Origin of the sequence: Nocardia goodfellowii, assembly GCF_017875645.1 — a bacterium.
GTDB classification, from domain to species: Bacteria; Actinomycetota; Actinomycetes; order Mycobacteriales; family Mycobacteriaceae; genus Nocardia; species Nocardia goodfellowii.
This window is the reverse complement of record NZ_JAGGMR010000001.1, coordinates 764372-776441: the sequence shown is the minus strand read 5'-3', so window position 1 is coordinate 776441 and position 12070 is coordinate 764372. Positions and strand designations below refer to the sequence as shown.

At 67.1% G+C, this 12070-nt stretch carries 12 protein-coding genes; 7 read left to right on the top strand and 5 right to left on the bottom strand.

Features of this window, described 5'->3' with window-relative positions:
* Nucleotides 1-10: 10 nt before the first annotated feature.
* Entirely contained in the window at nt 11-934 is a 924-nt protein-coding gene (locus BJ987_RS03075; protein ID WP_209897777.1) for a Zn-ribbon domain-containing OB-fold protein, read from the bottom strand.
* Nucleotides 935-1138: 204 nt separating this feature from the next.
* Here BJ987_RS03075 and BJ987_RS03070 point away from each other — a divergent pair, with 204 nt between their 5' ends.
* Entirely contained in the window at nt 1139-2173 is a 1035-nt protein-coding gene (locus BJ987_RS03070; protein ID WP_209884463.1) for an LLM class F420-dependent oxidoreductase, read from the top strand.
* A 49-nt stretch (nt 2174-2222) separates the two neighbouring features.
* On the top strand, nt 2223-3830 hold the full coding sequence (fadD8, locus tag BJ987_RS03065; protein ID WP_209897774.1) for a fatty-acid--CoA ligase FadD8: 1608 nt from the start codon (nt 2223-2225) through the stop codon (nt 3828-3830).
* 96 nt (nt 3831-3926) lie between these two features.
* Here fadD8 and BJ987_RS03060 read toward each other — a convergent pair whose 3' ends face one another.
* Nucleotides 3927-4922, bottom strand: a complete 996-nt coding sequence (locus tag BJ987_RS03060) for a sigma-70 family RNA polymerase sigma factor (protein WP_209884461.1) — start codon at nt 4920-4922, stop codon at nt 3927-3929.
* A gap of 210 nt (nt 4923-5132) precedes the next feature.
* Between BJ987_RS03060 and BJ987_RS03055 the strand changes: the two genes are divergently transcribed.
* Nucleotides 5133-5555 (top strand): VOC family protein, encoded by a 423-nt coding sequence (locus BJ987_RS03055; RefSeq protein ID WP_209884459.1) that lies wholly within the window; start codon nt 5133-5135, stop codon nt 5553-5555.
* A gap of 46 nt (nt 5556-5601) precedes the next feature.
* Here the strand turns inward: BJ987_RS03055 and BJ987_RS03050 are convergent, their stop codons facing one another.
* Complete coding sequence (locus tag BJ987_RS03050) at nt 5602-6378, bottom strand: crotonase/enoyl-CoA hydratase family protein (RefSeq protein ID WP_209884457.1); 777 nt, start codon at nt 6376-6378, stop codon at nt 5602-5604.
* Between the two features lie 57 nt (nt 6379-6435).
* Here BJ987_RS03050 and BJ987_RS03045 point away from each other — a divergent pair, with 57 nt between their 5' ends.
* A complete protein-coding gene (locus BJ987_RS03045; protein WP_209897772.1) occupies nt 6436-8085 on the top strand; it encodes an acyl-CoA synthetase in 1650 nt (549 codons plus the stop codon).
* 83 nt (nt 8086-8168) lie between these two features.
* A complete protein-coding gene (locus tag BJ987_RS03040; RefSeq protein ID WP_245365792.1) occupies nt 8169-9005 on the top strand; it encodes an acyl-CoA thioesterase domain-containing protein in 837 nt (278 codons plus the stop codon).
* A gap of 59 nt (nt 9006-9064) precedes the next feature.
* Here the strand turns inward: BJ987_RS03040 and BJ987_RS03035 are convergent, their stop codons facing one another.
* Nucleotides 9065-10246 carry an FAD-dependent oxidoreductase gene (locus BJ987_RS03035; protein WP_209884455.1) on the bottom strand — a complete coding sequence of 394 codons (1182 nt, stop codon included), beginning with the start codon at nt 10244-10246 and terminating at the stop codon, nt 9065-9067.
* Nucleotides 10247-10349: 103 nt separating this feature from the next.
* Between BJ987_RS03035 and BJ987_RS03030 the strand changes: the two genes are divergently transcribed.
* Nucleotides 10350-10934 carry a TetR/AcrR family transcriptional regulator gene (locus tag BJ987_RS03030; RefSeq protein WP_209884453.1) on the top strand — a complete coding sequence of 195 codons (585 nt, stop codon included), beginning with the start codon at nt 10350-10352 and terminating at the stop codon, nt 10932-10934.
* A gap of 57 nt (nt 10935-10991) precedes the next feature.
* On the opposite strand, the gene BJ987_RS03025 is transcribed toward BJ987_RS03030, so the two are convergent.
* Nucleotides 10992-11450 (bottom strand): MarR family winged helix-turn-helix transcriptional regulator, encoded by a 459-nt coding sequence (locus BJ987_RS03025; RefSeq protein ID WP_209884452.1) that lies wholly within the window; start codon nt 11448-11450, stop codon nt 10992-10994.
* 29 nt (nt 11451-11479) lie between these two features.
* Between BJ987_RS03025 and BJ987_RS03020 the strand changes: the two genes are divergently transcribed.
* The gene (locus BJ987_RS03020; RefSeq protein WP_209884450.1) at nt 11480-12025 is read left to right on the top strand and encodes a cupin domain-containing protein; all 546 of its coding nucleotides are present in this window, start codon (nt 11480-11482) and stop codon (nt 12023-12025) included.
* The last annotated feature ends 45 nt before the right edge of the window (nt 12026-12070 follow it).

The following is a 12070-nucleotide window of genomic DNA, read 5'->3' as shown; positions in this document are numbered from 1 at the left end:
CCGCGGCCTCTCAGAGGTGATGCTTGTAGGTGTCGTAGTCGGCGTCGGGTTCGCCGGACGGCTCGAAGTGGTCCACGTTGGACAGGCCGAAACCCCACTCCTCGCGCGGCTTCCACACCGCTTTCACGCGCATACCCATGCGCACTTCGCTTGCCTCGCAACCGAGTACGAGGTGCAGCACCGGAATGTCGGCGCCGTCGAGCAGCACGTAGGCGGCCACGTACGGCGGTTTGATGCGCTGCCCCAGGAACGGCACATTCACGATGCAGAACGTGGTGACGGTGCCGTGGTCGGACAACTCGACGTAGTCGTTGGTCGGCAGGCCGTTGGTCGGATTCGCGCCGCGCGGCGGGAAATACACCTTGTCACCGTCGCCGGAGCGGGCGCCCAGGAGCTTGCCCTCGGCCAGGCCGCGCAGGTAGACGGTCTCCTGTGGGGACGCGTTGTGGCTGTAGTGCAGGTCGACCGGGGTGACGATCTGGGTGATCGGTTCCCGGTCGTCGGTGGAATCGGTTGGCGCGGTGGAGGTCTCGCCGGGCTCGAAGCAGGCGATGTCCTTGATGCTGCCGGTGGTTTCGGCGGCCCAGCGGGCACGCACCCGCATACCGGTCGAAATGTCTTGCGGGGCAGCGACATCCACGGCGTGCAGCAGCGCGGTGTCGGCGCCGTCGAGGCGGATGAGCGCGTAGGCGAAGGGGCGGTCGAACGGCTGGCCGGGCAGTACGTCGGCCACCCAGGTCCAGGATTCGACCGTGCCGACGTCGGCGACGGTCACGAACTCGGTCAACGGCGCGGCGGTCACCGGATCGTATTCGGGTGGCGGCACCAGCACGCGCCCATCCGACCCGCGCACGCCGATCACCTGATGCGCGCGCAGACCGGTCAGGAACTTGCCGATGGTCGGCCCGACCGAGCGGGTGTAATCGAAGTGCATCCGAAGGGGCGCACTGAGTACATCGGGCGTCGCTGTGTTCAATTCCGCCCCTTTCTCATCCGTAATCACGCCGGATGCGGTATTCCCCTGAGTCACGCCATCGAGTAGAACAGGTTCTTATTCTGGTGGCAAGCATCGGGACCGCCTAGGGTCCGTTGTGAGCTCAGCCACGCCGGCAGTGGGCGACGGAGAAGGAGACACCTGATGAAGTTCGGATTGCAGCTCGGGTACTGGATGGCGCAGCCGCCGGCGAACGCCGGAGAGTTGGTGCGGGCCGCCGAGGCCGCGGGCTTCGATGCCGTCTTCGCCGCCGAATCATGGGGTTCGGATGCCTTCGGTCCGCTCACCTGGTGGGGGTCGCAGACCGAACGGGTGCGGCTCGGCACCTCGGTGGTCCAGATGTCCGCGCGCACTCCGGCCGCGACCGCCATGCACGCGCTCACCCTCGACCACCTCAGCGGTGGCCGCGCCGTGCTCGGCCTCGGCGTCTCCGGACCGCAGGTGGTCGAGGGCTGGTACGGCCAGCCGTTCGCCAAGCCGCTGGCGCGCACCCGGGAGTACGTGGACGTCATCCGCAAGGTGCTGGCGCGGGAGGCGCCGGTGACCAATGACGGGCCGCACTACCCGCTGCCGTACACCGGGCCGGGCTCGGTCGGTCTCGGTAAACCGTTGAAGCCGATCGTGCACCCGCTACGTGCGGATTTGCCGATCTGGCTGGGCGCCGAAGGTCCGAAGAACGTCGCGCTGACCGCCGAGATCGCGGACGGCTGGCTGGCCATCTACTACGCGCCGCGGCTGGCGAACATGTACAACGACTGGCTCGACGAGGGTTTCGCGCGGGCCGGTGCCCGCCGCACTCGGGAGACCTTCGAGATCGCCGCGAGCTGCCAGGTGGTGATCACCGATGACCCGCGTGCCGAGCTGGAGCGGATGCGCTGGATCATGGCGCTCTACATCGGCGGTATGGGCGCGCCCGAGCAGAATTTCCACGCCCAGGTCTACCGGCGCATGGGTTATGAGCGCGAGGTCGACGAGATCGGCAAGCTCTTCTTGTCGGGCAAGAAGGCCGAAGCCGCCGCGGTGGTGCCGGACGAGCTCATTCTCGATACCGCGATCATCGGCGACGCCGAGCATGTCCGTGAACAGATCAAGATCTGGGAGGCGGCCGGCGTCACCATGATGCTGGTGTCGGCCGCCGATGCCGAGCAGGTGCGGCAATTGGCCGCGCTGGCCGGATGACTACCCCTTGTTCATTGATAGAACACGTTCTAGATTCATTGAGGTGACGATGACCACTATCGACCCCGATACCCGCCTGCGGATGCCTGTGCACAACGGGTTCAGCCTGCTCGCCGGACTCCGGCGGCACAAGAATTCTCCGGTGGTCACGCTCGGGGATACCGTGCTCACCGGTGCCGACGTGCTGGACGCCGTCAGCCGGTACGTGTCCGCGTTCGAGGCCAACGGTATCGAAACCGGTTCTCCGGTAGGGGTTCTCGCGCTGAATCGGCCCGAGGTGCTGTTCACGATCGCGGCCGGGCAGGTACGCGGGCATCGGCGGACCGCGCTGCACCCCATCGGCGGTCTCGACGATCACGCGTATGTGCTTGCGGACGCGGGCATTTCGACGCTCATCCTGGATCCGGTGCCGATGTTCGTACAGCGGGCCCGCGACCTGGTGGACCGCGTCGAGGGCCTGAACAAGGTGCTGGTGCTCGGTCCGGTGCCGGACGAATTGTCCGATGTCGGTGTGGATTTCCTCGCCGAGGTGGCGAAGTACGAGCCGCGACCGGTGCAGGCCGTGGAACTGCGGCCCGAGGACGTCATCTCGGTGAGCTACACCGGCGGCACCACCGGCAAGCCCAAAGGCGTCGTCGGCACCGCCCAGGCGATGGCCACCATGACCCAGATCCAGCTCTCGGAATGGGAGTGGCCGAAGCGCCCGAAATTCCTGATCTGCACGCCGCTGTCGCACGCGGGCGCGGCGTTCTTCCTGCCCGTGGTCCTGCTCGGCGGCGAGTGCATCGTGGTGCCGCGTTTCGACGCGGGCGAGGTGCTGAAGGCCATCGAGGCCTACAAGATCAGCGCCACCATGCTGGTGCCGTCGATGATCTACGCCCTGCTCGACCACCCCGACGTGGACAAGTACGACCTGTCATCGCTGGAAACGGTGTACTACGGCGCGTCCGCGATCGATCCCACCCGTTTGACGCAGGCCATCGAGAAGTTCGGGCCGATCTTCGCGCAGTACTTCGGGCAGTCCGAGGCCCCGATGGCGATCAGCTACCTGGCCAAGGACGAGCACGACAAGGCGCGGCTGACGTCCTGCGGGCGGCCCTCCGCGGCGTTGCGGGTCGCGCTGATCGACGCCGAGGACAACGATGTCGGCCCGGGGGAGGTCGGCGAAATCTGTGTCTCTGGACCACTTTTGGCCGCCGGCTATTTGAATCTGCCGGAGGTGACGGCCGAGACGTTCCGGAACGGCTGGCTGCGCACCGGCGACCTGGCGCGCCAGGACGAGGACGGCTTCCTGCACATCGTCGGCCGCAGCAAGGACATGGTCGTCACCGGCGGATTCAATGTCTTCCCACGCGAGGTGGAAGACGTTGTCGCCGAACATGACAGCGTGCTGGGCGTCGCCGTCGTCGGCGTCCCGGATCCACAGTGGGGCGAGGCGGTGACCGCCGTGGTGGTGCTCGATCCGGCGGTCGCCGGGGATCCCGCCGCGGTCGAGCGGGTGACCGGCGAGATCTCGGGGACCGTGAAGCAGCGCAAGGGCTCGGTACAGGTGCCCAAGCACTACATCGTCGTCGAACAGCTGCCGCTGACCGGCCTGGGCAAGCCGGACAAGAAGGCGATCCGGGTACTCGCGAACGAGCGCCTCGGCATCGCCTGACCCAGCTGCGGGCGGCTCGGTGGTCGGGTCGTCCCGTAGGAATCCGCCCTCTGTCCCGAGCCGGGACAGGGGGCGGATTCCGTAACCTGTGCTGACTCAGGCGCTTTCGCGCAGCTCCATCGGCAGGTCGAAGAGCGGGAACAGCTTGTCGGTGTCGAGGAAGAAATTGAGCCCGGCGATGGTCTCACCGTCGAGTTCCAGCACCGTGATCGACCACGGAACGTAGACGCCCGGTTCCTCGCTCGGCTTGTAGTGGCCGAAGGCGGCGTGGCCGTTGGCGCCTTCCAGCCGGATCATCTTGGAGCCCTTGCACGCGCTGCCGGTGCCGAGCATGAACTCGGCGACATTGGCGGGGCCGGAGACCCACAGGTCGAACGGCGGCATGGACAGCGCCACATCGGCTTTCAGCAGGGTGGTGAGCGCGTCCATATCGTAGGCCTCGAAGGCGGAGACGAAATTGTCGACGAGCTTGCGCTGGTTCTCGTCGGACTCGTCGAAGTCGTCGAAATCGCTGGGCTGCACTTTCGACATGGTGGCGCGGGCGCGCTGCAAAGCGCTGTTCACCGAGGCGGGGGACATGGTGAGGGCCTCGGCTGTCTCGTTGGCCGAGAAACGCAGCACCTCGCGCATGATCAGGATGGCGCGCTGGGTGGCCGGCAGGTGCTGACAGGCGGCGACGAAGGCCAGGCGCAGGGTGTCCTTGGTGGAGGCGTGCTCGGCCGGATCGGCACCGAAGGCCAGGGCGTTCGGGATCGGCTCGATCCAGACATAGTCGGGTTGCGGCGGCGGCAGCGGGGAATCGGGGCTGCCGGGGCCGTTGAGATCCATCGGGCGTGCCCGGCGCTGCGGACCGTCGAGCATGTCCAGACAGACATTGGTGGCGATCCGGTACAGCCAGGAGCGCAGACTGGCGCGGCCCTCGAACGAGTCGTAGGACTTCCAGGCGCGGGTGAAGGTCTCCTGGACGGCATCCTCGGCTTCGAAGGACGAACCGAGCATGCGGTAGGCGTAGGCGCATAACTCCCGCCGGTGTCCCTCGAACGACGCGAGCACGTCGGGAGTGAGGGTTGCGGATCTGGCCGAGTCGTTCATGGGTGTCACCCTGCCACAGCCCACCGACAAGTCCCAGAGGGCAATTTGTCCGAAGCGGACCGCCTTCCGGCGCCCCCACCAGCGGTTTCAAGATCATTGATCGGCGCAGGATCTTTGCCTTCGCGAACGATCGTGAAAACAGCGATGAATTCCGGTACGGGCGGCCGTCTTCATCTGTGAACCCGCTGACGCGCTCGAGAGGACGAAACCATGAGCAGCAAGATGATTTTCATCAACCTTCCGGTCGACGATCTGAACCGGTCCAAGGCCTTCTACGAGGCGCTGGGCTGGAAGGTGAATGCCGATTTCACCGATGAGAACGCCGCCTGCATCGTGGTCGACGACAACATCCTGCTGATGCTGCTGACCAAGAATTTCTTCACGACGTTCAGCAAGCGGCCGATCGCCGATACGGTCGCCGCCACCGCGGCCGCCTACGCGCTCTCGCTGGCCAGCGCACAGGAAGTCGACGCGCTGGCCGACGCGGCCGTCGCCGCGGGCGGGACCGAGGAGGTCAACGCGGACAAGCGGGCGCAGGAGGCCCAGGTCGGCATGCACGGCCGCACCTTCATCGATCCCGACGGGCACCAGTGGGAGCCGTTCTTCATGGACTATCAGCCGGTTCCCGCCTGAGCGCGGCACTGTGCCTCAGCCCGGAAAGGGCTGGGGCGCAGTCGTTCTACTTGCCGGTGAAGTTCGGCTTGCGCTTCTCGGCGAAGGCCTTCGGGCCTTCCTTGGCGTCCGCGGACCGGAACACCGACATGCCGATCTTCGCTTCGATCTGGAAAGCGTCCAGCTCGTGCATCGCCTCGGTTTCCCGGAGGGTGCGCAGGATCGCCTGCACCGCGAGTGGACCGTTGTTCGCGATCTGCTGGGCCAATTCCAGCGCCTTGTCCAGCGCGGTGCCGTCCGGCACCACGTGCCCGACCAGCCCGTACTCCTTGGCCTCGGCGGCGGTGATGTGCCGGCCGGTCAGCAGGATCTCGGCGGCGACGGTGTAGGGAATCTGGCGCACCAGGCGTACCGCCGACCCGCCGAGCGGGAACAGGCCCCAGCGCGCCTCGGAGACGCCGAATTTCGCGCTCTGGGCCGCCACCCGGATATCGGTGCCTTGCAGGATCTCGGTGCCGCCGGCGATGGCCGCGCCCTCTACCGCCGCGATCAGCGGCTTGGTCAGGCGACGGCCCTTGAGCAGAGCGGGGAGATTGGCGGGGTCGAAACTGGACTCGTTGTCGCCCGGATGGTTGGCGCTCATCGCCTTGAGATCCATGCCCGCGCAGAACGCGCCGCCCGCGCCGGTGAGGATGGCCGTCCGGATGTCCGGGTCGTTGTCGACCTGGTCCCAGGCGTCGCGCATGATCGCCATCATCTCGGCGGACAGGGCATTGCGAGCCTCGGGGCGATTCATCGTGACGATGAGAACGTGATCGCGCTTCTCGACGAGGCAATCCGGCATGGAAATCTCCTGACTTTCGTGCTTGCCAGGAACAGTAACACGTTCTATTTTAGGGCTGTGAGCTACAACATAGCGGACCTTGTCGAACACGCCATCGACCTCATGCCGGATCGCGTCGCGCTGGTCGACGACGTCCGCGAGGTGACTTACGCGCAGCTGGAGGAGCAAGCCAATAAACTGGCCCACTACCTGCTGGAACATGGTGTCCAGCAGGGTGACAAGGTGGGTCTCTACTCGCGCAACACCATCGAGGCCGTGATCGCCATGGTCGCGGTCTTCAAGGCGCGCGCGGTGTTGATCAACGTGAACTTCCGATACGTCGAGAACGAGTTGCAATACATCTTCGACAATTCGGACATGGTCGCGCTGATTCACGAGCGCCGCTACAGCGACAAGGTGGCCGCGGTCCGGTCGAACACCCCCAAGCTGGGAACCGTCATCGTCCTCGACGACGATACGACCGGAACGATCGAGACCGCAGCCGATTCCGTGGATTTCGCCACGGTGCTGGCGGAGTCCTCCGGTGCGCGCGACTTCGGCGAACGCTCCGGGGACGACATCTTCATGCTCTACACCGGCGGCACCACCGGCATGCCCAAGGGCGTGATGTGGCGTCAGGAGGACTGGTGGCGGGTACTCGGCGGCGGCATCAACTTCGTCACCGGTGATCGCATCGAGGACGAGTGGCAGCAGGCCAAGACCGGCGCGGGCAACAACCAACTGGTGCGCTACCCGATTCCGCCGCTGATCCACGGCGGCTCGCAGTGCGCGGTCTTCCACTCGCTTTTCGACGGCGGCAAGGCGATCATGCTGCCGGAGTTCAGCGGACACGGCGTCTGGCAGGCCATCGATCAGCACAACGTGAACCTGATCTTCATCACGGGTGACGCCATGGCCCGGCCCATGCTGGACGCGCTGAAGCAGGGCAATCCGGAAACCGGTGCGCCCTACCAGCATTCGACGCTGTGGGCGATGGCCTCGAGCGCGGCGCTGTTCTCGCCCACGCTCAAGGACCAGTTCATGGAAGAGCTGCCGAACACCATGATCACCGACTCGATCGGCTCCTCGGAGACCGGTTTCGGCGGTCTGGCCGTGGTCACCAAGGGGCAGACCCACACCGGCGGCCCGCGCGTGAAGATCGACGCCTCCACCGAGGTGCTCGACGACGAGGGCAATCCGGTGCGGCCGGGCTCGGGCGAAATCGGCTTCATCGCGCGCAAGGGACACATCCCGCTCGGTTATTACGGCGACGAGGCCAAGACCAAGGCGACGTTCAAGGAGTTCAACGGGATCCGCTATTCCATTCCCGGCGATTACGCCCGGGTGGAGGAGGACGGCACCGTCACCATGCTGGGCCGCGGTTCGGTCAGCATCAACAGCGGGGGCGAGAAGATCTATCCCGAAGAGGTGGAGGGTGCGCTGAAGATGCACCCGGACATCTTCGACGCTCTGGTCGTAGGCGTGCCGGACGAGCGCTGGGGACAACGCGTTTCGGCGGTCGTGCAGTGTCGCGGCGACCAGCGCCCGACGCTCGAGGACCTGCGCCCGATCCTGAACAAGGAGATCTCGGCCTACAAGCTGCCGCGCAGCCTGTGGTTCGTCGACGAGATCAAGCGGTCGCCGGCCGGTAAGCCGGACTACCGCTGGGCCAAGGAGCAGACCGAGTCGCGACCGGCCGACGAGCATGCCGATGCGGGCAGCAAGTAAGTTCGGCTAAGTATCACCGGCCAAGGGCTGTCGCGTGAGCGGCGGCCCTTTCGGCTTTTCGCTGCCCGGAACTGGAGATCTGAATGGAAGAGATGCCGCCCCTGGCCTTCTTCGAGGCCACCTCGGCTGGTTTCGAACCGCTGCCGTTCGCGCAGAGCGCCTGGTCGCCCACCATGATCAACGGCCCGGCGGTGTGTGGCCTGCTGGCCCGGGAACTGGAGAACCAGTACTGCCCCGAGGGCTTCCTGCCGTCCCGGCTCACGGTCGACATGTTCCGGCCGCCGCTGAAGCAGACCGCCACCGTGGTGACCGAGCTGGTCCGGCAAGGCAATCGAATCGTGGTCGCCGACGCGATCTTACGGCAGGACGGCCAGGACATGGCGCGGGCCAGTGCGGTCTTCCTGAAGCTCTCCGAGCAGCCGCCGGGCGAGCGGTGGACCCGGGCCGAGGCTCCGCAGCCGCCCGATGTCCCACCCGCCGAGGGCCCGACCGTTCCGTGGTGGAACAGCAGCGACCGGCCCGACGGCTGGACCAATCGCATCAGTGACCATCAGAACGAGGGCCACAAGAAGATGTGGCAGACACCGCTGGCCGCGGTCCTGGGCGAGGTGCCGTCCCCCTTCGTGGGCGCGGCCGTCATCGGGGAATCGACCAGCCTGCTGACCAATTGGGGGACCGAAGGCGTCGGGTTCATCAACGCCGATCTCACCATCGCGCTGGCCCGCCCGGCCGAGGGCCTGGAAATCGGTCTCGAGGCCGACAATCACCTCAGCGCGGACGGCGTCGCCGTCGGCAGCGCGACCCTGTTCGATCGTCGCGGCGCGTTCGGCACCTGTCTGGTGACGGCGCTGTCGAACGCGCAGCGGGCCGTCAACTTCGGTAAGGGCTACCGGCACCCCGCGGAAATCGCCGCGCAGTAGGAGTTGGACATAGCTTCGGCCCGCGGGATCAGGTCCTGCGGGCCGAGGGTGTGCCGAAGTCAACGGGTCTGGAGTTCGGCGATGCGAAACGCCAGCCGGGTGCGAACCGCGGGGATGCGGGTGGCCAGCGACAGCACGGTGTTGCGGAGCAGGCGGGCCGGGCGGGGGCGCAGGGTGGCCATCCGCGTCATCCGGTCGGTGAAGGCGACTACCTCCAGAGCGACCGGGCGGCGGGTGGTTTCGTAGGTATCGAGGAGCGTCTCGGGCTCGCCCCGGACGACGCGAGCCAGCAGCGGGCCGAGGAAAGCGGCGTCCTGGATGCCGGTGTTCATGCCCTGGCCGCCGGCGGGGCTGTGCACATGGGCGGCGTCACCGGCGAGCAGGATGCGGCCCGCGCGGTACCGGTCGGCTACCCGGTGATGCACCCGGAAGCGCGAGCTCCACAGCACCTCGGTGACTTTCACGTCGCCGCCGGGGCCGCGGGTGTCGAGGATCGTCTGGATGTCGGCGACCGTGGGATGCTCCGGAGCGTCGTCCAGGGTGGCCACCACCCGGTAGCGGTCGGGCTGATCGGCATCGGGGAGCGGAGCCACGACGGTGACGCCCTCCGGCGAAAGATGCAGCGCGACTTCGTCCCTGGCGATCGGCCAGGTCATCCGGACGTCGGCCAGGACGAACGATTCCGGGTAGGCGGCGCCGGTGAAGCCGATGCCCGCCTGGTCGCGGACGACGCTGTGCATGCCGTCCGCGCCGATCACGTAGTCGGCCCGGATGGTCCCCGCGACACCGACAGCATCGGTGTATTCGATTGTGACGCCGTCATTTTCGTCGGTGATCCGGGTTACCTGGTAGGGCCGGTGCACTTGTCCGCCCGCCCGGTGCAGCCGCTCCAGCAGCACTTCCTCGGTGGTGTCCTGCGGCACCATCAGGGTGTAGGGGTACGCGGTGGGTAGCCCGCCGAACTGAATCTTGGCCAGCGTCCGCGCTCCGTCGTGCACGCGGAAGATCGGCACCTGGATCCCGCGGGGGATCAACTCCGTGTCGAGGCCGAGCTCCGCGAGCACCTCCAGCGTCCGGGCATGCACCACGGCGGCGCGAGAAGTGTTGGCGCCCTGCGCGAGTCGATCCAGGAGGACGAAATCGATCCCCGCGTCGGCGAGGGTGATCGCGGCGGTGAGACCGGCCGGACCGGCGCCCACGATGGCGATGGTGGTGGTCCGGGGGAGCGGGGTGGTGTTCACGATGAACTCCTAAAGTCAACATCTGTTTGCCAACGCTTGTTGACTTGAACTGTAGGCCCTCGCGACCGCTGAAGTCAACAGTTGTTGGCATACACTCGTTGACATGACTGACGAGCCTGATCAGACCCCCGCGCGTCGCTCGGATGCCACCCGCGCCAAGATTCTCGAGGCCGCGCGGGCGCGGTTCGCCGCCGAAGGCTTCCGCAAGGCGACCGTGCGTGCCATCGCGGCCGACGCCGGTATCGACCCGTCCATGGTGATGCGGTACTACGGCAACAAGGACGGCCTCTTCGCCGCCGCCGTCGACATCTCCCTGGAACTGCCCGACCTGTCGGCCGCCGACCCGGAAACCCTGGGCGACTTGCTCATTCGCCGCTTCCTCGCGATCTGGGAGGAGCCGCCGGGCAACGAGGTCATGCTCACGCTGCTCCGTACCGCGATCACCGACGACGCGCTCGCCGATCGCGCCCGCGCGGTGTTCGCCGAGCAGGTTCTGCCCGCTGTCCTGCGCTACGGCGACCCCGCGGACGCGCCCCGGCGCAGTGGGCTCGTCGCCAGCCAGCTCCTCGGTCTCGCCCTCTGTCGCTACGTTCTCCGGTTGCCCCCGGTGCTGGCGATGACTCCGGATCGGATCGTCGCCGACATCGGTCCGACGCTGCAGGGTTATTTGACCTCGCGGCCCGGCTAGTTGTGACGTCCGGGGCGATGCGACCTCCCGGACATCGCAGCCGGTCGACGGATTCCGTTAGGGCGTGCGGACGGAATCACCGATGGCGGTGAGGCTTTCGCCGGAACGGGCGAGGAGTTCGCGGAGGTCGACGAGACCCTCGGCGCCGAGGGCGCGACGGAGCTGCTCCTCGATCGACCGAATGTGCCCGGCGGCCACCCGGAGGACGGCGTGACCGGACTCGGTGAGGACGACCAAGCGACCGCGCCGATCGGCGGGATCGACGCGACGCTCGACATATCCGCAACGCTCCAGGTGGGTGATCAACTCGCCCATCGACTGCTGTGTCATGCCCGCGGCCTCGGCAAGGGTGGTGACGCGCGAACCCGCGGGGTCGAGGTAGCGGAAGACCGCGTAGTGGGCGGGGCGCAGGTCGCCATGCGATTCGGCGCGTAACCGGCTGTTGAGCTCCTGCTCGAAGGCTCGGGTGGTCTGGACGAGCAGCTTCAACAAGGTGGCGGACGGGTCTATTGACACAATAGGAAGGCTACCTTCATATTGGAGGCATGAACAGCCCGAGCCTGACATTCCGCAATGGCCATCGCGTCACCTTCGTCGAAGAAGGCGCGGATGAGCGCGGTCGCTACCTGCGGCTCGAGCACGTGCTCCCCGAGGCGGGACGGCAGGCCGGGCCGCATTGGCATCCCGTGCTCGCCGAACGCTGGACGGTGCGGCGCGGGCGGCTGCGCTTTCGCATCGACGGCACCGAAGTTGCCGCGGAACAGGGTGATTCGGCGGAAGCCGCCGCGGGCGTGGTGCACGAGTTCTGGAGCGAGGAACCGGGCACGATCATCGACCACGAGATCCGCCCACCGCTGCGGCACTGGGAGATGTTCCGGCTCTGGCAGGCGCTGGATGCCGCCGGGAAGACCACCAAGGGCGGCGTGCCGCGCGATCCGCTCGCGCTGGCGCTGTTGTGGGATTACCAGGACGGCTATCTCGGCGGTATCCCGGCCGGATTGCAGCGCGCGGTTTTCGGCAGTCTCGCCCGGCTCGCCCGGCGGCTCGGATACGAGCGCCGCTGGCTGCCGCCGGTGCATTCCCGGATGTAGCAACGACAGCGGCCCGGCGGTGGAAACCGCCGGGCCGCTCGGGTT

Bases quoted from the DNA above. Each gene is read 5' to 3' on its own strand.
- BJ987_RS03075 (WP_209897777.1), bottom strand. From the start codon at position 934: ATGCACTTCGATTACACCCGCTCGGTCGGGCCGACCATCGGCAAGTTC.
- BJ987_RS03070 (WP_209884463.1), top strand. From the start codon at position 1,139: ATGAAGTTCGGATTGCAGCTCGGGTACTGGATGGCGCAGCCGCCGGCG.
- fadD8 (WP_209897774.1), top strand. From the start codon at position 2,223: ATGACCACTATCGACCCCGATACCCGCCTGCGGATGCCTGTGCACAAC.
- BJ987_RS03060 (WP_209884461.1), bottom strand. From the start codon at position 4,922: ATGAACGACTCGGCCAGATCCGCAACCCTCACTCCCGACGTGCTCGCG.
- BJ987_RS03055 (WP_209884459.1), top strand. From the start codon at position 5,133: ATGAGCAGCAAGATGATTTTCATCAACCTTCCGGTCGACGATCTGAAC.
- BJ987_RS03050 (WP_209884457.1), bottom strand. From the start codon at position 6,378: ATGCCGGATTGCCTCGTCGAGAAGCGCGATCACGTTCTCATCGTCACG.
- BJ987_RS03040 (WP_245365792.1), top strand. From the start codon at position 8,169: ATGGAAGAGATGCCGCCCCTGGCCTTCTTCGAGGCCACCTCGGCTGGT.
- BJ987_RS03030 (WP_209884453.1), top strand. From the start codon at position 10,350: ATGACTGACGAGCCTGATCAGACCCCCGCGCGTCGCTCGGATGCCACC.
- BJ987_RS03020 (WP_209884450.1), top strand. From the start codon at position 11,480: ATGAACAGCCCGAGCCTGACATTCCGCAATGGCCATCGCGTCACCTTC.